This is a genomic window from Tessaracoccus luoxuelianae (genome assembly GCF_054483915.1).
In genome coordinates this window covers 2,466,922-2,484,992 of the sequence record NZ_CM137013.1, presented here as the reverse complement: position 1 = coordinate 2,484,992, position 18,071 = coordinate 2,466,922, and the positions used below count along the sequence as shown (strand labels likewise).

Sequence of the window (18,071 nt, the reverse complement as noted above, 5' to 3'; positions counted from 1 at the left end):
GCTCAACGCAAGAGCCGGGGAGCGCGTCGCCCCGAGACGGACGCGCGCTATCAGGTGGACCGCAGAGCGATCAGACTCAGGGTGGTCTCAACGAGCGTCGGGAGGCTCTTCTCCGTGAAGTGGACCACGAGCCAGCCCGCCTTGATCAGGGCGATGTCGCGAAGACGGTCGGCGTGGAAGGCGTCCTGAGAGCTGTGGAAGGCGTAGCCGTCGAACTCCAACGCGATCTTCTTCTCGCGGAACCCGGCATCGACGTAGTACTTCCGCCCGCCAACGAAGACGGGCAGATTTGACCGCCAGCCCGTGATGCCGGCGCCGCGTAGCGCGGCGTGCGCTGACAACTCAAGTGGGGACCAGGGCGAGTCTGCAGATTGTGCGAGGAGATCGCGTCTGAGCTTGTTGCCGCGACGGTGGGGGGTCAGTGACAGCGCGTGCTTCATCTGTTTCAGGGTGCACGCCCGACGTCGGAGTGCCTCCTGGATTGGCTCCGCTTCCAGATCGGGTATGAGATCCAGAACCGTCAGCGCCGGCACGGTGCACAGAACGCCGTCACGTCGCGTCAGGAGTTCAACGGGGATGAGCCGTTGTTCCATGCGAAGACCGTAGCCCGGGGTGATCGCTCTGGCGCAGGCAACCTCAAGCGACTCGGACTGTTCGATTTCGGGCCAGAATGTCAGCGCCGCAGCGCTGCGCCCGATCACGGCCATATCGTCGCCGTAGGCTTTGATCGCCCGAAGCCTCCCCTCCGTCGTCTCCCCGGCGCCGGGCCGGCCGTAGACGCCGGGCAGAAGCCGCTCAAGCTGACCGCGGTGGGCGTAGGAATTGAGCGCGCGAGCCTTGCGTGGGGCGAGGCGGGCAGTGACCACGCCGTCGGTGACAGCGCGGGAGACGTCAGGATCCATTCGTTCAGTCTGCGCAAGCCAAGCCTCGCCGCCAAGGGCCTATCGCGCCCCTGTGGATAACTGGGTCCGCGGCTGGGTAGGGGTTGAGCAAATGGCACGGGTCACGGCGCCGCCCGCGCTCAGCCTGAGCGTGCGGGGTTCCGTGACCCCTGCCATTTGCTCAACACCATCCACAGGCCGGGGCGAGGCAGCCCCCGGCGACGGCGACGGCCGCGACATTCAACGGGGCGGGCCATGCGGGGCTGTCTCCCAGGGGCGGGCGGCCGGAGCGACGAGTGAGTCGGTTTGCGGGGCGCCGAAGCCATCGTGTAGGGTTCATCTTCGTGCTCGGGTGACCGGGCGCACAGGGGTATGGGGTAATTGGCAGCCCGCCGGATTCTGGTTCCGTCAGTCTAGGTTCGAGTCCTAGTACCCCTGCGGAAGGTGTTAAAATCCTTCTCGCTAGGGCCCCGTTGTGTAGCGGCCTAGCACGCCGCCCTCTCAAGGCGGTAGCGCGGGTTCGAATCCCGTCGGGGCTACCACCAGGAATCCCCCAGTCGCATGCGGCTGGGGGATTCCTGCGTCTCAGGCGGTTCCGACTACTCGGGGGTTCCGCTGCGACGCAGCACCTCACTCAGCCGCTCGGCCGCGGCCAACACCGCCGGTGCATGCAGCCGCCCGGGCGAGCGGGTCAGCCTCTCGATGGGCCCGGACACCGACACGGCCGCGATCAGCTTGCCCGACGGCGCCAGCACCGGGGCGGACACGGACGCCACCCCCGCCTCCCGCTCGGCCACCGACTGGGCCCAGCCCCGCCGTCGGACGGACTGCAGGGTGGTCAGGGTGAACGAGGCGCCGTCGAGGAGCTTCTCGAGCTTCTCCGGCTCCTCCCAGGCCAGCAGGACCTGCGCCGCAGATCCGGCCGTCATGGACAGCTGGGCGCCGACGGCGACGGTGTCGCGGAGGCCGGTGGGGCGCTCGACGGAGGCCACGCAGATGCGCATGTCACCCTGGCGGCGGAACATCTGCACCGACTCGCCTGTGATGTCGCGCAGCCTGGTCAGGATGGGGCCGGCGGTGGCCAGCAGGGGATCCTCGCCGGCGGACTCGGCCAGCTCGATCAGCCGCGGCCCGAGGACGAAGCGCCCCTGCAGGTCTCGACCGACGAGGCGGTGATGTTCGAGTGCCACCGCGAGCCGGTGCGCCGTCGGGCGCGCCAACCCTGTGGCGGTCACGAGGCCCGCCAGGGTGAGGGGATTGCGCTCCAGGGCTGCGAGAACCGAGGCCGCCTTGTCGAGTACGCCAACGCCACTTGTGTCGTCCATATGGTGAGATTATCAATCCACTATGTGGACATGCAAACCGGTGGTGGGCGTGTTGCGGGTCATACTTGGCGACAGATTTCCACGCCGAATGTTTGAGAAGAGGAGCCATGGGCAAGACCCTGAGCGAGAAGGTATGGGACGCGCACGTCGTCCGCGCGGTGGAGGGGGAGCCTGACCTGCTCTACATCGACCTTCACCTGGTCCACGAGGTGACCAGCCCGCAGGCCTTCGACGGCCTGCGCCTGGCCGGCCGCCCCGTCCGCCGCCCGGACCTGACGCTGGCCACCGAGGACCACAACACTCCCACGCTCAACATCGACCTGCCGATCGCGGACCCGGTCTCGCGCACCCAGGTGGACACGCTCCGCAAGAACGCGGCGGAGTTCGGCATCCGCATCCACTCGTTGGGTGACCGCGACCAGGGCGTGGTGCACATCATCGGCCCGCAGCTGGGCGTCACCCAGCCCGGCATGACCATCGTCTGCGGCGACTCGCACACCTCCACCCATGGCGCGTTCGGCGCGCTGGCCTTCGGCATCGGCACCTCCGAGGTCGAGCACGTGCTGGCCACCCAGACGCTGCCGCAGAAGAAGCCGCAAACCATGGCGGTCAACATCAACGGCGAACTGCCCGACGGCGTCACCGCCAAGGACGTCGTCCTGGCGCTGATCGCCAAGGTGGGGACCGGCGGCGGCCAGGGCTACATCGTCGAGTACCGCGGCTCCACCGTCGAGGCGCTCTCGATGGAGGGTCGCATGACCATCTGCAACATGTCCATCGAGTGGGGCGCCAAGGCCGGCATGATGGCCCCCGACGAGACCACCTTCGCCTACCTGAAGGGCCGCCCCCACGCCCCGGAGGGCGAGGACTGGGACGCCGCCGTCGAGTACTGGAAGACGCTGCGCACCGACGACGACGCCACGTTCGACGTGGAGGTGGACATCGACGCCACGCAGCTCACCCCGTTCGTCACCTGGGGCACCAACCCCGGCCACGGCGTGCCCTTGGGCAGCGTGGTGCCGGCGCCGGAGGACTTCGAGTCCGAGGTGGAGCAGGCCACCGCCAGGCGTGCGCTCGAGTACATGGCGCTGACCCCCGGCACCCCGATGCGCGACATCACCGTCGACACCGTATTCCTGGGCTCCTGCACCAACGGCCGCATCGAGGACCTGCGCCTGGCCGCCTCCATCCTGGAGGGCCAGCACATCGCCGACGGCGTGCGCATGCTCGTGGTGCCGGGCTCGGCCCGGGTGCGCCTGCAGGCCGAGGCCGAGGGCTTGGACAAGATCTTCCTGGACTTCGGCGCCGAGTGGCGCGCCGCCGGCTGCTCGATGTGCCTCGGCATGAATCCGGACCAGTTGGCCCCGGGCGAGCGCGCCGCGTCGACGTCGAACCGCAACTTCGAGGGCCGGCAGGGCAAGGGGGGCCGCACGCACCTCGTCTCGCCGCCCGTCGCCGCCGCCACCGCCATCGTCGGCCACCTGGCCGCCCCCGCTGACCTGATTGGACGCTGATCATGGAACCCTTCGTCAACCACACCGGCGTCGCCGTCCCGCTGCGCCGCTCCAACGTCGACACCGACCAGATCATCCCGGCGGTGTACCTCAAGCGGATCACCCGCACCGGCTTCGAGGACGGACTGTTCGCCGCGTGGCGCAACGACCCCGAGTTCGTGCTCAACCAGGAACCGTTCAAGGCCGGCACCATCCTGATCCCCGGCCCGGACTTCGGCACCGGCTCGTCGCGCGAGCACGCGGTGTGGGCGCTGCAGAACTACGGCTTCACGGTGATCGTGGGCACCCGCTTCGGCGACATCTTCCGCTCGAACTCGGGCAAGGCCGGCCTGCTCGTGGCTCTCGTCTCCGAGGAGGACCGTGACCGGCTGTGGGACGCCATCGACGCGGACCCGAACGTGCCCACCACGGTGGACCTGCCCAGCCAGACGATCACCCGCGGCGACGTGGTGGTGAGCTTCGAGATCGACGAGTACACCAAGCATCGCCTGCTCAACGGCCTCGACGACATCTCGCTGACCCTGATGCAGTCGGACTCCATCTCCGCCTACGAGGCGACCCGGCCGTCGTTCAAGCCGAAGACCCTCCCGGTGCGGACGGCCGACACCGTCGCCTGACGCTCGCTGATTCCACTCGACGGCAGCACGGGTTCCCTCGGGAACCTCTGCTGCCGTCGTGCTTCTCCCTGGGACTCTCACTCGCTCACCGGCGGCCTTCGGGGTGTCGGGAACGCAGGTGGCCAGGCTCCGCCACGCCATGGCCGGCTGGGTTGCGTGTGTCGCATATTCCGCGAGCCCACTGACGCATACGACGGCGGCGCGGCTCATCGACACCCGACCACCCGGCGCGCGAGGCGGGTCCAACGCTGAGGTCCCTACACTGTGACAGTGACCTCCCCTGACGATGCGTCGGCCCCTCGTGACGACCCGTCGGCGCCGGCTCGGTTCGACCGCTTCAGCCGCGGGATGTACGGCGCGTTCCTGCTGTGGGGATGGTTGCTCTACTCATTCGGTCCGGTGATCCAGATTCTGGGCGGCGAGTTAAGCTTCAGCGCCGCGGAAATCGGTCTGCACGGGACCGCGCTGGCGATCGGGACGGCGCTGGCGGGCATGGTCCTGGCCCCCGTCGTCAGAGCGCTCGGTCGACGCGGGGCGATCCTGCTGGGAGCGGGCCTGGTCGCGTCGGGCGGGGTTGGGCTGACGGTGTTGTCGACCCTGCCCGCGACCTTGAGCGCAACGGTGGTGCTCGCCGTCGGGGGCAACATGGCGATCGCGGCGGCCCAGGCCGGGCTCGTCGTCCACCATTGGCTCAAGCCGGCCGACGCCGTCACCACGGCGAACGGCCTCGGGACGCTGGTGGGTCTGCTGGGCCCGGTGGCGGTCGGTGCGGGTGTGGCGGCGGGCTTCGGCTGGCGCCCCGTGGTCCTGGTGACGGTGCCGATGAGTGTGGTCATGGCCGTCGTCTGGCTGCGAATGCCGGCGTCGCGTGCGATGACGCCACGTGGTCAGTCCGGGCCGACCCGTGCCGATCCTCCTCGCGGCGCGGAGAGGACTGGTGTCCTGCGGCGTTCACTGGACCAGCTGCCCGCCGCCGGCTGGTGGTTCCTGCTGGCCATGCTGATGGGGGTGGCGATCGAGAACGCGACAACGTTCTGGGCGCTCCCTCTGATGACCGAGCGCACCGGCGCGGGGACGGCCGTGGCCGCGGCGGCGGTGGCCGCGTTCATCGGGGGCATGGCGACTTCGCGGTTGATCTCGTGGTGGTTCACTGCCCGGTACCCACCAAGCCTGCTGGTGATTGTCGCCTTCGGCGTCACCGCCGTCGGCTGGCTGGCGCTGTGGTTGGCGACGGTGCCGCCGGTTGCGATCCTGGGGCTTGCGGTGTCCGGGATGGGCTGCGGACTGCTGTACCCGTTCGCGTCCAGCATCATGCTCTCCACCGCGCGCGGGTCCAAGGATGCCGCCCAGGGGTTGGTCATGGTGGCGCTGGGCACCGCCGTCGGCGTGGTGCCGTTCCTGCTCGGCGTGCTCGCCGACGCCGCGGGCGTGCACACCGCGTTCCTGCTCATTCCCGCTCTGGCGGCGATGGGGGCGGCTGCGGCCTGGCTCGGTGCGATGAAGCTCTCGCCGGCGACAGCGCCGGTCGTGCAACGGTGACCGCCAGCTGAACCCGCGCCGGCGAGCCCATGCAGTCCATGTGAAGGGTCCCGATCGCGCCCGACCGCCGCGGGCAAGAGGGTTGGACAGGTGCTGCTCGCCGCCGTCGGCTCGTGCGGACGGGCGCGCGGGTCTCGGCCGTGGCGTGGTAGGTGTTGACCATGACGATCCTCGACGCAACGACTCTCAGTGGTCGCCTGGTCAGGCTGGAGCCCCTCAGCGACGCGCACGTCGATGGGTTGCGCGAGGCGGTCCAGGACGGCCGCATCCACGACCTGTGGTACACCTCCGCCCCCGCGCCCGGCGAGATGGCGGCGGATGTCGCTGCCAAACTCGAGCAGGGGGACCGTGGGCTGATGCTGCCGTTCGCCATCCGCAGGCTGGACGACGGTCGGCTGATCGGGGTGACGACCTTCTGCAACCCCCTCCCCTCGGTGCCCGCAGTGGAGATCGGCTATACCTGGCAGGCGGCGTCGGCGCACGGTACGGGCACGAACAGGGAAGCGAAGTTGCTGATGCTGACCCACGCCTTCGAGCAGTGGGGCTGCCGGCGTGTGTGCCTCCGGGCGACGTGGTTCAATCATCAGTCGCGACGGGCGATCGAACGACTCGGGGCCGTGTTCGAGGGGCGCATCCGCAAGGACCGCATCCTGCGCACCGGGGAAGTGACCGACACCGCGCAGTACTCGATCACCGACGGCGACTGGCCCGCCGTGCGACGCCATCTCCATCACCTCCTCGACTGCCGCTGACGTCCCTGATCGTCGACGGCGTGGCTAGCCGATCGCGACCGCTCCCGCCAGGCCGATGGCGCCGATGAGGAGGGTCGCGGCGGCGCCCAGCAGCAGTGGTTTGCGCCCGACGGTGGCCAAGGCGCGCAGGTCCACCCCGAGCCCCAGGGCGAACATCGCCGCCGCGAGCAACAGTTGCTGCGCGTGGCCCAGAACGGCGAGCGCGGGCTCGGGGATGAGCCCCGTCGTCCGCGCGGCCATGGCCGCGAGGAAGCCGACGACGAACAGCGGGAGCGCGGGAGGCAGCCGCACGTCGCCGCTCCCCCCGGGCAGCCGCCGGAGGCGCCGTCGCTCCCGGAGGGCGAGCACCCCCATCACCGGCGCCAGCAGCGCCACCCGGGCGAGCTTGACCGTGACCGCCACCGCCAGCGCCTCGGCTCCCACCAGGCCGGCGGCGGCGACCACCTGCGCCACCTCGTGGGTTGAGGCGCCGATCCACACCCCGGCCCCGGTGGGCGTCAGGCCGAGGAGCGCGGCCAGCAGCGGCAGCGCCACGATCATCCCGGTGCCGAACACCACCACCAGCGCCACGGCGGTGGCCACCTCCTCGTCGTCGGAGTCGGTCACACCCTCTGCTGCCGCGACCGCGGCCGCCCCGCAGATCGAGAACCCTGCGGCCACCAGCAGCGACTGCTCGGCGCCCAGCCCGAGGCGTCGTCCCAGCCAGGCGGTGGCCGCGAAGGTGACGCCTACCGCCGTCGCGACGAGGGCCAGGGTCGCGGGCCCGAGCCCGGCCACCGTCAGCAGCGACACCTGCAGCCCCAGCAGGACGATCCCCGCCCGCAGCAGGTGTCGGCCCGCCAGCGCGACACCCGGCGCCCACCCCGCCGTCGTGACGCGCGCCGTCCGCCAGGCGACCCCGGCGAGGATCGCCACCAGCAATGGGCTGGCGATCGGCACCACCCTGTTCACCGCAACCGACGCGACCGCGGCCGCCAGGCAGGCGGCCAGCCCAGGGGCGACGGCGCGGAGGAAGTTCACCGCTCTACCGTGCGCCGGATCGGCCGCGCGACGGTAACCCGATCGGGACAGCAACCCATATGATCGCGATATGACCGTCCTCCCGCCCGATGAGCCAGGGCTCCCGGCCCTGCGGCTGCTGGTCGCCGTCGCCGAGCAGGGGTCGCTGGGTGCCGCGGCCAGGGAGATCGGCATGGCACAGTCCAACGCGAGCCGCGCCCTGGCCGGGCTGGAGCGACGGCTCGGGTTCGCCGTCGTGCACCGCAGCGCAGCAGGCTCCGACGTCACCCCCGAGGGCGCGCTGGTGGTGGGCTGGGCGCGGGAGGTGGTCGAAGCCATGGACCGGCTCATGGCGGGCGCCGGCGCGGTGACGGCCAGCGCCGGGGGAGCGGTGACGGTGGCGGCGAGCATGACGATCGCCGAGTACCTGGCGCCCGTGTGGCTCGCCGCGCTGCGGCGCGCGCACCCCGACGCCGCCGTCTCGCTGGAGATCCTCAACTCCGACGCGGTGATCGAGGCGGTGCGTCACGCGCGGGTGGCGGTCGGGTTCGTCGAGTCGCCGGACGTGCCCGACGACGTGTCGAGCCGGCTGGTGGGCCGCGACCGGCTGATGGTGATCATCCCGCCGGAGCACCCGTGGGCCGAGCGTCGCGGGGCGCTGACGGTCTCGGAGTTGGCCGCCACTCCGCTGGTCGAGCGGGAGCCCGGCTCGGGGACCCGTCGCTTCCTGGACCGGGCGGCCGCGTCCGCGGGGGTGTCGGCGCGGGCCACGCCGGTGGCGCAGTTGTCGAGCAACGCCGCCATCGTGGCCGCGGTTGCCGCCGGGCTCGGCCCCGCCGTGTTGAGCAACCACGCCGTCCGCGGCGCGCTCATGGACGGCAGAGTGCTCGCGGTCCCCGTCGAGGGTGGACAGATCGAGCGCGAGCTGCGCGCCGTGTGGATGGGCGCACCGCCGCGCGGCGTCGCCGGGCGCCTGGTCGACGTGGCCGCGTCAACGCAGACCTCCACCGGTCCCTGAAGGAGGGCTGCCCGCGTAGCGGCGTGGCCCGATGCGAAGGGTCGTGGCTCGCTCCATCGAGCGAGACTGATTGTCAGTTGGTTGGGTTACGACCCTTCGAGACGCCCACGCGCCTTCGGCGGTGGGGCCCTCAGGGAGCGGTGGTGGTGCGGAATCCGGTGGGGCGGATGGGTCTCGCCGGGACGCCCGCGACGATCATGTCCGGCTCCACGTCCTTCGTGACGACCGAGCCGGCACCGATCACCGCGCCGTCGCCGATGGTCACCCCCGGGACGACCGTCACGCTCGCGCCGAACCAGACCTTGCGGCCGACGACGATCGGCGCGGGGACCATGTCTCCGCGGCGGTCTGGGTCCATCGCGTGGTTGATGGTGGTGAAGGTGCAGCCGTGCCCGATGAGGGTGTCGTCGCCGATGGTGATGCCGCCGGTGTCCTGGAATCGGCACCCCATGTTGATGAAGACACGCTTGCCCAGAGTGAGGTTCCTGCCGAACTCGCTGTAGAACGGCGGGAAAACCATGACCGACTCGTCCACGGGGCGGCCGGTCAGCCGCGACAGGAGCGCGCGCACCTCGTCGGCGGACCCGTACGCGTTGTTGAGCTCCGCGGTGATCCTCAGCGCCTCCTCCGAGGCCCCGATCATGAATCGGTGGAGCTCCGAGCCGCTCTCAATGAGCTGCCGGCGTTGGACGTGGGCGAGGAAGTCCTGCATTTCCATGGGCTCACCGTCCTGTCAGGCGCTGTACTCGTCGTCGGTGACGTGCTCAAGCCAAGTCACGGTCACGCCCTGATCGTCGGCCTCGTGGATGGCGACGTGCGCCATGAACCGGTCCGACGTGGCGCCGTGCCAATGCTCCTCGTTCGGCTCGATGTAGACCACGTCGCCGGGGCGGATCTCCTGCACCTCGCCGCCGCGCCGCGCGACGTACCCGATCCCGTCGGTGACGTACAGCGTCTGCCCCTTGGGGTGGCGGTGCCAGGCGGTCCTCGCGCCCGGGGCGAACCGGACGTGGGCGGAGCCGACGGCCGACTGCTCGTCCGGGGTGCGGATGGCATCGAGGAACACGGTGCCGGTGAACCAGTCCGTGGATCCTGGGGTTGTCTGGCCGCCGCTGTGGGTGATCCTCATGGGGGACGTCCTTTCAAGTGTGGGGGTTCTGGACCAGCCGGAGCAGTGAACCGTCGGGGTCCAGCAAGGCGCCGATCCGCATTCCGGATGCTTCAAGTCGGGGCCGGTGGAGGCGTGGCCACCCCACCATCGTCTCGGGAATGCCGGCGCCTTGGCAGTGTGTGTAGAAGGCGTCCACGTCGTCCAGGCGAAGGCACGCGCCGAAGGACGACGTGGCCGGATCGAGATCCGCGTGGGGGAAGAACTCGAGAACGACGCCGCCCCGCTCGAGGATGAGCCAGCCGGAGTCATGGAAGACAACCGAGAACCCGAGCCGCTCGTAGAACGTGACCGTCGCGGTGAAGCTGCGCGACGGGAGGTTCGGCGTGGCGTGGTCGACCATCCTCGGACCCTAACATCCGGCGTCCGAGGTTCGAGCCGTTGCGTAGTGCCGGAAGGGTCACGCGCCCTTGGCCAGATAGTGGTCGATAGCTTCGCGGGCGAGTTCGGACTCGCTCACTCCTGCGGCGTCCGCGGCCGACTTGAGCCGGTCGTGCAGCTCGCGGGGGAGGCGGACTCCGATCCGGCTCGTCTCGGTGGACAGTCGGGGGCGCCCGCCCTTGCGGCCGTGGCGGGCAGCGATGTCGCGGGCAATAGCGGCGGCGCGGGCCTCCGTGAGCCGCTCGCCTTCGAAGTAGACGACCTCGTCGTCCAGGTTGATGTTCTCGATGCTGGTGATCTCGGCGCTGGCGCCGTCACCTACCTGGATACCCATGGCGCTCATTTCCTCCTCAGTGCTGTCGGCATGGCGTGGATGATCAGCATCGTCGGCTCGCCGTCCGTCTGGACGAGGACCCCGACGATCTCCAGTTCCAGTCCACGGTCGTCCCCGCCGATCCAGTAATACTCAGGTTCCCCGCTGGGTCTGACCCCTACTGTGGGCTGACTAGTGCTGACCACGTGGGTGATCCGGGCTGCACCGATGCGATGCTTGCGAGCCGCTTGAGTCAGCTTCAACCTCACAGCCCAATTGTGCAACGAAACCAGGATATGTTCAACAAAATCTCCTTGGATTCATCCTGCGCCCGGGCTCTTGGTGAATACTCTCGTCCCATGACCGACATGAACCGATCCGGCGAGGGGCCTCGCCGCCGGCGACCCATCGTGGTTGCGGTGATCGGCACCGTCGTGGTGGTCGCGTACGCGCTGCTCGCGGCCGTCCAGATCCTTGTGTTGAACCCGCTGGCGGCGGTGCCCGGTGCCGAGCTCTCCCAGATCTACGCCGACGTCTCCGCGGCGGGGGAGTCCATGGGCGCGCCGCTGGTCCTGGCCGGCCTGGCGGTTGGTCCCGTCGTCGCGGTCGGCCTGCTGTTGCGCACACGGAGGCGGCCCGACGGTGAGACTCGGACTGTCGTGGTGCAGTACCTGGCGCTTGTGGCGCTGGGGGCGTTCGGCTACTTCTGGGCCAGCTTCGGCCCCGGGATGGCGCTGGCTGACACCTACGGAATCGGTGGCGGAGACCACTCGCCGTGGGCCGCACCCCTGCAGGCGGTCAGCGGCGTCGCGTTCGTTGTATTCCTCATGCAGGTGCCCGGGGCAGTGTCGATGGCGCGGGCTCTGCGTGGCGGCGCGCAGCGGCGCTGACATAGCCCGTTCCTGGATACCGGGGGCGGGATCGTCTGGGGCCAGGCTGGCGCGTCCTTCACGGCCTGCCGCCTTCTGCCAGTGGAATCCTGGCCTCGCTAAATGTCAGGCTCAGAGTCGTACTCGACACTCAGCCTGACATTTAGGGTGATGCCGGTGAAGCGGGCGAGTTCGTCGAGGAGCCGGCGCTGGAAGTCTTCGTCGTGGACCGCCGGGTGCGCCTCGGCGCGGCGTTGGTGGTGCCAGTAGCCGCCGGTGCTCCGGGCTCGGGGGTCGTCGCTGGTGGCGAGCCACTCCTGGGTGAGGTGTCCCAGGCGCAGGTCATCGGGGGCCGAGGGCCCGCCCATCCTGGTGGGCACCCATCCGGGGTCGACGGCGTTGGTGGTGGTGTGGGGCCACAGGCGGGCCACGGCCATCGCGAGTGTGGTGACCAGCAGCTTGCTGTCGGAGTAGTTACCGGCGCGGGTGCCCGCCCAGTCGATGTGCGCGAGGTCCGGCCGGCCGGCCGATCCGGTGACAAAGATGCGCACGTCAATCAACCTACCCGCACCTGTGTTCAATTGTTTCCGCTGGGCCTGGCCTGGGTACTCCGGGGCTGACGGGCTGGCCTGGTTGTGGTGAGACGGGCTCCCTGGCGGCGTGACTCTTTGTAGGTGTCGACGGCCCTGCGGGAGCTGAGCCATTGCCCGTCGCTGCGTTGGTGGGCTTCGAGCCGTCCGCGTTGCGCGGCCGCGCGAATGGCGACGAGGCTGAGGTCGGCGTCGACGAGGGCCGCGATGGGGACGAGTTTCGCGGGCCCGGCCACGTTGGGGATGATGAAGCGGTTCAGGTTGTCGATCATCCCGCGGGCGAGGATTTCGCCGAGGGGTCCGACGTCGCCCTTGTCTGCTTGTTGCATGGCCCGCAGGTAGGCGGTTCGCTGTTCCTTGAGGATCACCACCGGCGGGTGGCCGAGTCTGACGAGCACGAGGTTCAGCGCGAGCCGGCCGGTGCGGCCGTTGCCGTCGATGAACGGGTGGACGCGTTCGAAGTGGTTATGTGCCTCGGCTAGCAGTTCGGGCAGGTTGCCGCCGCCGTGCAGCCGGGCCGGGATCGTGTTGGTGGTGGCGACCCATTCGTCCAGGCCGGCGGGTACCAGCGGCCACGACGGCGGGGTCATTCCTGCGGTGAACGGATGGATGTCGTGGCGCCGGAAGTTGCCGGGTGATTCGGCCTCGGTGGCGTCCGGATGGGGGGAGACCTGCCACACCGGGGACATGGCCAGGTGGTGGATGTGGCGAACTTCCTGGACGGTGATCAGTGTGTCGGTGGTGCGGTCGCCTGCGCCGATCGCTTCGCGGTAGACCCAGGAGGCCGCGTCGCCGTAGCCCTTGACCTCCATGTACTCCTTGAGTGGCTTTGCGCCGACGGCTCGACCTTGGTCGAGGAGTGTCGTTACCTCGCGCAGGACCAGGGTGTTGCCTTCCAAGGCTGTGGAGTGGTGGGCTTCCAAGTGCCAGATGTCGGTCCACACGTACGCAGACTCCTCGGGAGAGGGGAGCCCTCCGAGTCTGGTGCGTAGTTCGGCAAGTTGGCTGTCGAGCCGGGCATAGACCGTGGCACGGGAAGGGCGACCTCGGGCCATCGTCTCCCCTGACTTTGTTCACTCAGACGGACAGGGAAATGAACTAAACAAAGTCTAGCCCTCCAGGCACCTTGTTCATCGGTTGGCGCCCCGAAATGAATTGAACAAACTTCGAGTGAGGCGAGGCGATCCACGTGCCTGTCTGGGGGTCATGGACGGGTTCAACGCGTCTCTGCAGGCGCATTCTGTGGTCGCATGACACCGGTCGTCCGAGAGAGTCCGTGGCGTGCTGCGCTACCCGTAGTGGTAGCGGCAGGCGGCGATCCGGACCTCGTCGCCGGCGATCTTGTAGACGAGGCGGTGCTCGTCGGTGATTCGTCTGGACCAGTAGCCGGCGAAGTCGTGCTTGAGCGCCTCCGGTTTACCGATGCCTTCGTTGCCGTTGCGTTGGATGTCAGCAAGGAGCGCATTGATCCGCTTGAGGACCTTCCGGCCCTGCGCCTGCCACCAGAGGTAGTCGTCCCAGGCGTTCTCATCCCAGACGAGCAGCACGTCAGTCGGTGTCGATCAGATCGTGGGCCTGACCGCGCCCAGCCTCAAGTCGCTCCATGGCGTCCAGCAGCCGGCGGGCGTTCGCGGGGGAACGCATGAGGTAGGCGGTCTCGCGCAACGACTCGTAGTCATCGAGCGACATGATCACCACGGGGTCGTGCCCGGCGCGGGTGATGACCACCTCTTCGCGGTCGTTGACGACCGAGTCGAGTACCTCTGCGTATCGTGCTCGGGATTCCGTGTAGCTCATTGTCTTCATGGCAGCCTCCTGTACAGAAAAGTGTACGTCTCTCCCAGAGGGTCAGGCAACCAGTGCCAGGTCAGTGGCTCGTCGACGAGTGGCGAAGGTCGTACGTGGACAGCGGCTCGGGTCCCGCCACCACCCGGCGGGTCACCTGCAGGATCGCGTCCTCGTTGGGGTCTACACGCCACCTGACCAGAGAGATGGCGCTGTTCTCGATCTCCAGGGCGGTGATGTGCGACGGATAGATGCAGCTGCCGGAGTTGAAGTAGGGCATCTGGTCGCCCCGCGGGAACTTCTCGCGGTGTGTGTGGCCGCAGATGAGTGCCATTCGGTTCTGGCGGATCCACTTCACGTAGTTGCGCTCCACCTTGTGCCGCTTGTAGGAGTTGGCAACGGGGCTTGTGGGGCTGTGGAACCCGAACGCATGCGCATACCTCCAGAACGCGCGCATCATGAACCGGCTGAACCTCCAGGCCTGGTCGTTGGGAAAGTCGCCCTGGTGCCCGTGCACCAGCAGGACGTCCTGCCCGGTCTCCTTGTGCCGGAACACCACCGACTCCACCGCCTCCAGTCCGTGGAAGAACGGCCCGATCTCGCCGGTCACCGCGTCCTTTGCGGTCCACAGGTGTTGTCGTACGAACCTTGGGTCTCTCAGGTCGAGGTCATGGTTGCCCCACATCCGGATGAGCCTGCCAGCCTGGTGGAACTGGAGCAGCTGCTCCCACACGGCGCGGTTGGCCCTGATGATGTGCTTGAAGTCGTGCTCCCAGAGCTCGTCGCCGTCGCCGGCCTCCACGTAGGTGAAGCCGTTCTTCCAGTAGTAGTCCATGGCGGCAGTGAACGAGTTTTTGTTCTTAAGGAACTCGTCGGACTTGGAGCCGTCCCCGCGATGGCAGTCGCTCATGATCACGTAGCGGGAGGTATCGTCGATGAGCTCGACGCGGGCGTCCCTGTAGGCCTCCGTCAGACGAGTCATCGTCTTCACAGTCATCACCGCCATGCTCGGTCGTGTCGTTTCCGATCATAGGTCGGTGGCGCCGGAGGTGTCCGCCAATCGCCCAGGTGCTACCTGCTCGGCGCATTGAGTTCGCGTAAGAGCCAGCCGACTTCGTGGGCCAGCATCGCGGGGGGTAGCTCATGTCCGCCGTCGAAGATCTCGTGGTCGGCGATGCATGGTGCGAAGGCGGCGACGACCTCGTCGACGCCCGAGATGGGGAACAGAGGGTCGTCGCGGCCGGCCACGAGGAGGACTCGTTGCTGGTGGAAGGCGCGTGCGACGGCGGGGGAGTCGCCGAGTGTCACGATGCCGGGCGGATACCAGGCCGGGTTATGGAGAATGCCGGCGGGCTCGAAGGACGCCACCGTCCCGACGCCGCAGTTGAGCACGCCGGCGACGATGCGCTCATCGCAGGCCATGGAGAAGAAACTGACTTGGCCGCCGAGCGAGTGTCCGATCACGCCGCACGAACCGGCGCCGGTGTGGTGGAGGATCCAGTCGATGGCCATGGAGACGTCGGTGACGTGTGTGCCTTGCAGGGTAGTGCCGTGGGCGATGAGGTTCCATGCGTGGAACCGTTCGTCGTGGGCGCCGTCGCCAGAGGGGTCGCGCCGCTCCTCGAACCCGTGGAGGTCAGGGATCAGCGTGGTGACCCCGGCCTTCGCCAGTGCGAGGCCGTAGGCCATGCCCGGGTTGCCCGCCATCCCCGCAGGTTCGCTCTTGCCGAGGTGGAACTCGCCGTTGTGTTGGTGCACGGCCACGACGGGCAGGGGCGTCGAGAGGTGCTCCGGTTCCAGGAGGAGGCACGGAATCGTGTGCTCGTCGGAGGCGCGCAGCAACACCCGTGATCGTGAGATCCCCTGCCATGGCTCCGGTGCCGAGGCTTCGGCACCGACGAGGCGATTCCGCGCAGGCTCAATACCCAGCAGGCGTCTCACGCCTGAACGATCCATGACCACTCCTCCTCAGGCCCAGCGGGGCGCGTGTCCAGTAGACCACTGTGGGTGGATCTATCAACGATCTGTGTCGGGTCGGGTGTCCGACCCTGGGGAGTCCTGTCACACCCTGGACGGACGGGCATGCGGACGCTTGACACAATACGTCGTTCTAGCGAATATATGTGCCATGGAGTTGACGGTCGCACAGATCGCGGAACAGCACGGACGCTCGGACAGGTTCGTGCAGCAAGCAGTGCGCTCTGGGGATCTGGCCGCGCTGAGGACGGTGGGGCGCCTCGCGCTGGTCGACGACGTGGCAGTGATGGCATGGGTGCGCACCTTGGCGCGAGGCCGGCGTTGGAGCTCCGACGTGCGCGAGGCCGCCATGGACCTTCTCTCGAACGGTCGCACGGAGAGGCTGTCGAGTTCCGAGAGGTCCAGGCTCCGCTCGCGACTCAGGGAAATGTCGGTTGTGGAGATTGCGCACGCAGCCGACGGACTCGGCGGAGGGTGGGCGCGCTACCGGGTGGCGCACGCTCCCGACTTCCCCAGGGTCGGTCCTTCGGCTGCGGACATGACGACGCTGGGCGTCGTCCCGGGAGAGGGTTGGATCACGTTCGTGGAAACCGACGACTTGGACCGGCTGGAGCAGGGGCACGACGTGATCCTCGATGCTGACGGGAACCTGGGCGTCGTGGAACGCCCAGTCACCACCCCGCGCCCCGCCAGGTTGCTTCTGGACAGTTATCTGTTGGGCGACGCCAGGGTGTCGGCCGCTGCGGCGAACGAGTTGGAGCAGCGGGCTCATGATCTCTGACGTCTTTGAGCGCCTGGACGAGATCGCAAGCGCTCTGCCCCCGGAGCGGTGGATGCTCGTGGGTGGACTCATGGTTCACGCTCACGCGCTACTGTCCGGGGTCAGTCATGCGCGGCCTACAAATGACGCCGATCTGGTGGTCGAGCTGGTGAAAGCGCGGTCATCCATACGAAAAACGTAAAATTCCGATGGCTCAGACTGATACTGTTGCTCCATGATCATGCTCAGCTTCACGGTGCGCAACCACAAGAGCATCCGCGACGAAGTCACGCTGGACCTCGTCCATCCTTCATTGCGGACCCTTCATCCCAAGGATGGGGACTGGAGTTCAGCGTCCTACCCCCTGGCTGGCATCTTCGGTGCGAACGCGACCGGGAAGTCGGCAGTGCTGGACGCGATGAGCTATGCCTTTGCCGCGATTCGCCGCTCAGCAACGGCCTGGCAGGATGCGCCGTCGATGATGCGGGCTCCCTTCCTGCTCGACGGCACTTCTCGCACCTCCACGAGCACCTACGAGCTGGACTTTGTGCGCGACGGGCGTCGTCATCTCTACGGTTTCGAGGTTGACGCCGAAGGAGTCAGGCGCGAGTGGCTCCGCGATGTCCCCAGCTCTCGTTGGCGCTCGCTGCTGGAGCGAGACCGTACCGACGGTACGCTCAAGGTCCACCCGAGCATGCGCACTGTGGGTGCGGTGACTAACCGCGAGTTGGTGCTCAGCCGCGCGCTCCTCATGCCCGACTCGCCGTTTCACGCGATCGCCGAGAGGCTGGTCGGAAGTTTTGACTACGTCACCGTGAAGGACTCTCACAGGGAGGCACGCCTCAAGAAGATCGCAGACTCGCTAGCTGATGGGACGATCACGTTTGCTGATCTCGAGTTGCTGCTTCAGGTCGCTGACATCGGGGTAACGAGCGTGAGCATCGAGGAACGGAACATCCCGGAAGAGATCTGGCGGGCCGTTTCGCACTTTCTCCGTGAGGTTCAGAGCGGCAGCGATAGCGATGGCCAGGCTAGAAAGTCGACTGAGACCGAAGCGGCCGACAACCCTGGTGAGCTCGACGACGATCAGCTGGAACAGGTGGTTCGGCACCTCACCTTCACGCACCGAGGGACGGTAGACGACTGCCCACCGTTCTCGATTCAGAACGAAAGCGACGGCACCATCGCGTGGCTTGCGACCGCCGTTCCCGCGCTGGAAGTGCTGCGCGCCGGGGGACTCCTAGCGGTGGACGAGATTGACGCGAGCCTCCATCCCCATCTGCTGGAGTTGCTGCTGGAGATGTTCGCCGATCCCGCGGTCAACAGCCATCATGCGCAGTTGGTGTTCACCAGCCACGAGTCCTACGTGCTCTCGCCGTTGAGTGACGTGCAGCTCGCGCCGGAGCAGGTGTGGTTCACGGACAAGACCTACGACGGGGTGACCACGTTGACGTGTCTGGCGGACTTCCCGCAGCACCCTGATGCCAACGTGGCCAAACGCTATCTGACGGGCCGCTATGGAGGGACGCCACGCCTCTCGAGTAGCTCCTTTGCCGCACTCGTCAACTCTGGGGCTGAGTGAC

At 68.1% G+C, this 18,071-nt stretch carries 22 protein-coding genes and 2 tRNA genes; 10 read left to right on the top strand and 14 right to left on the bottom strand.

Annotated features, from left to right (window positions below; genetic code table 11):
* Window positions 1–50 precede the first annotated feature (50 nt).
* Window positions 51–902 carry an endonuclease domain-containing protein gene (locus tag ACX1D1_RS11330; RefSeq protein ID WP_459054630.1) on the bottom strand — a complete coding sequence of 284 codons (852 nt, stop codon included), beginning with the start codon at window positions 900–902 and terminating at the stop codon, window positions 51–53.
* A gap of 345 nt (window positions 903–1,247) precedes the next feature.
* On the opposite strand from ACX1D1_RS11330, the gene ACX1D1_RS11325 reads away from it, so the two are divergent.
* Window positions 1,248–1,319, top strand: a tRNA-Gln gene (locus ACX1D1_RS11325).
* A 28-nt stretch (window positions 1,320–1,347) separates the two neighbouring features.
* Window positions 1,348–1,423 (top strand) — tRNA-Glu (locus ACX1D1_RS11320).
* 57 nt (window positions 1,424–1,480) lie between these two features.
* Here the strand turns inward: ACX1D1_RS11320 and ACX1D1_RS11315 are convergent.
* Window positions 1,481–2,206, bottom strand: a complete 726-nt coding sequence (locus ACX1D1_RS11315) for an IclR family transcriptional regulator (protein ID WP_459054629.1) — start codon at window positions 2,204–2,206, stop codon at window positions 1,481–1,483.
* Between the two features lie 107 nt (window positions 2,207–2,313).
* Here ACX1D1_RS11315 and leuC point away from each other — a divergent pair, with 107 nt between their 5' ends.
* From leuC to ACX1D1_RS11295, 4 genes are all read left to right on the top strand, one after another.
* A complete protein-coding gene (gene leuC / locus ACX1D1_RS11310) occupies window positions 2,314–3,720 on the top strand; it encodes a 3-isopropylmalate dehydratase large subunit (RefSeq protein ID WP_459054628.1) in 1,407 nt (468 codons plus the stop codon).
* 2 nt (window positions 3,721–3,722) lie between these two features.
* Window positions 3,723–4,337: a 3-isopropylmalate dehydratase small subunit gene (gene leuD, locus ACX1D1_RS11305; RefSeq protein WP_459054627.1), complete on the top strand. Its 615-nt coding sequence runs from the start codon at window positions 3,723–3,725 to the stop codon at window positions 4,335–4,337.
* Window positions 4,338–4,607: 270 nt separating this feature from the next.
* Window positions 4,608–5,876, top strand: coding sequence for an MFS transporter (locus tag ACX1D1_RS11300; RefSeq protein WP_459054626.1), 1,269 nt, complete (start codon window positions 4,608–4,610; stop codon window positions 5,874–5,876).
* 161 nt (window positions 5,877–6,037) lie between these two features.
* Entirely contained in the window at window positions 6,038–6,628 is a 591-nt protein-coding gene (locus tag ACX1D1_RS11295) for a GNAT family N-acetyltransferase (RefSeq protein WP_459054625.1), read from the top strand.
* A 24-nt stretch (window positions 6,629–6,652) separates the two neighbouring features.
* On the opposite strand, the gene ACX1D1_RS11290 is transcribed toward ACX1D1_RS11295, so the two are convergent.
* On the bottom strand, window positions 6,653–7,648 hold the full coding sequence (locus tag ACX1D1_RS11290; RefSeq protein WP_459054624.1) for a YeiH family protein: 996 nt from the start codon (window positions 7,646–7,648) through the stop codon (window positions 6,653–6,655).
* A gap of 70 nt (window positions 7,649–7,718) precedes the next feature.
* Here ACX1D1_RS11290 and ACX1D1_RS11285 point away from each other — a divergent pair, with 70 nt between their 5' ends.
* Entirely contained in the window at window positions 7,719–8,645 is a 927-nt protein-coding gene (locus tag ACX1D1_RS11285; RefSeq protein WP_459054623.1) for a LysR family transcriptional regulator, read from the top strand.
* 130 nt (window positions 8,646–8,775) lie between these two features.
* On the opposite strand, the gene ACX1D1_RS11280 is transcribed toward ACX1D1_RS11285, so the two are convergent.
* The 5 genes from ACX1D1_RS11280 to ACX1D1_RS11260 are packed head-to-tail and all read right to left on the bottom strand — an operon-like array spanning window position 8,776 to window position 10,776.
* A complete protein-coding gene (locus tag ACX1D1_RS11280; protein ID WP_459054622.1) occupies window positions 8,776–9,363 on the bottom strand; it encodes a sugar O-acetyltransferase in 588 nt (195 codons plus the stop codon).
* Between the two features lie 15 nt (window positions 9,364–9,378).
* On the bottom strand, window positions 9,379–9,774 hold the full coding sequence (locus ACX1D1_RS11275; RefSeq protein ID WP_459054621.1) for a (R)-mandelonitrile lyase: 396 nt from the start codon (window positions 9,772–9,774) through the stop codon (window positions 9,379–9,381).
* A gap of 13 nt (window positions 9,775–9,787) precedes the next feature.
* On the bottom strand, window positions 9,788–10,156 hold the full coding sequence (locus tag ACX1D1_RS11270) for a bleomycin resistance protein (RefSeq protein WP_182799509.1): 369 nt from the start codon (window positions 10,154–10,156) through the stop codon (window positions 9,788–9,790).
* A 57-nt stretch (window positions 10,157–10,213) separates the two neighbouring features.
* A complete protein-coding gene (locus ACX1D1_RS11265; protein WP_459054620.1) occupies window positions 10,214–10,528 on the bottom strand; it encodes a ribbon-helix-helix domain-containing protein in 315 nt (104 codons plus the stop codon).
* A 5-nt stretch (window positions 10,529–10,533) separates the two neighbouring features.
* A complete protein-coding gene (locus ACX1D1_RS11260; RefSeq protein ID WP_459054619.1) occupies window positions 10,534–10,776 on the bottom strand; it encodes a hypothetical protein in 243 nt (80 codons plus the stop codon).
* A gap of 90 nt (window positions 10,777–10,866) precedes the next feature.
* Between ACX1D1_RS11260 and ACX1D1_RS11255 the strand changes: the two genes are divergently transcribed.
* The gene (locus tag ACX1D1_RS11255; RefSeq protein WP_459054618.1) at window positions 10,867–11,397 is read left to right on the top strand and encodes a hypothetical protein; all 531 of its coding nucleotides are present in this window, start codon (window positions 10,867–10,869) and stop codon (window positions 11,395–11,397) included.
* A 98-nt stretch (window positions 11,398–11,495) separates the two neighbouring features.
* On the opposite strand, the gene ACX1D1_RS11250 is transcribed toward ACX1D1_RS11255, so the two are convergent.
* The 6 genes from ACX1D1_RS11250 to ACX1D1_RS11225 all read right to left on the bottom strand — a co-directional run bounded on the left by ACX1D1_RS11250 (window position 11,496) and on the right by ACX1D1_RS11225 (window position 15,707).
* Window positions 11,496–11,927 carry a Rossmann-fold NAD(P)-binding domain-containing protein gene (locus ACX1D1_RS11250; RefSeq protein ID WP_459054617.1) on the bottom strand — a complete coding sequence of 144 codons (432 nt, stop codon included), beginning with the start codon at window positions 11,925–11,927 and terminating at the stop codon, window positions 11,496–11,498.
* Between the two features lie 26 nt (window positions 11,928–11,953).
* The gene (locus tag ACX1D1_RS11245) at window positions 11,954–12,910 is read right to left on the bottom strand and encodes a Fic family protein (RefSeq protein WP_459054616.1); all 957 of its coding nucleotides are present in this window, start codon (window positions 12,908–12,910) and stop codon (window positions 11,954–11,956) included.
* A 345-nt stretch (window positions 12,911–13,255) separates the two neighbouring features.
* Window positions 13,256–13,513, bottom strand: coding sequence for a Txe/YoeB family addiction module toxin (locus ACX1D1_RS11240; protein ID WP_459054615.1), 258 nt, complete (start codon window positions 13,511–13,513; stop codon window positions 13,256–13,258).
* Between the two features lies 1 nt (window position 13,514).
* Complete coding sequence (locus tag ACX1D1_RS11235; protein ID WP_459054614.1) at window positions 13,515–13,772, bottom strand: type II toxin-antitoxin system Phd/YefM family antitoxin; 258 nt, start codon at window positions 13,770–13,772, stop codon at window positions 13,515–13,517.
* Window positions 13,773–13,833: 61 nt separating this feature from the next.
* Complete coding sequence (locus ACX1D1_RS11230; RefSeq protein ID WP_459054613.1) at window positions 13,834–14,748, bottom strand: metallophosphoesterase family protein; 915 nt, start codon at window positions 14,746–14,748, stop codon at window positions 13,834–13,836.
* A gap of 74 nt (window positions 14,749–14,822) precedes the next feature.
* Window positions 14,823–15,707 (bottom strand): dienelactone hydrolase family protein, encoded by an 885-nt coding sequence (locus ACX1D1_RS11225; RefSeq protein WP_459054612.1) that lies wholly within the window; start codon window positions 15,705–15,707, stop codon window positions 14,823–14,825.
* A 172-nt stretch (window positions 15,708–15,879) separates the two neighbouring features.
* Here ACX1D1_RS11225 and ACX1D1_RS11220 point away from each other — a divergent pair, with 172 nt between their 5' ends.
* A complete protein-coding gene (locus tag ACX1D1_RS11220; RefSeq protein WP_459054611.1) occupies window positions 15,880–16,509 on the top strand; it encodes a hypothetical protein in 630 nt (209 codons plus the stop codon).
* A gap of 214 nt (window positions 16,510–16,723) precedes the next feature.
* Window positions 16,724–18,070 carry an AAA family ATPase gene (locus tag ACX1D1_RS11215; RefSeq protein ID WP_459054610.1) on the top strand — a complete coding sequence of 449 codons (1,347 nt, stop codon included), beginning with the start codon at window positions 16,724–16,726 and terminating at the stop codon, window positions 18,068–18,070.
* The last annotated feature ends 1 nt before the right edge of the window (window position 18,071 follow it).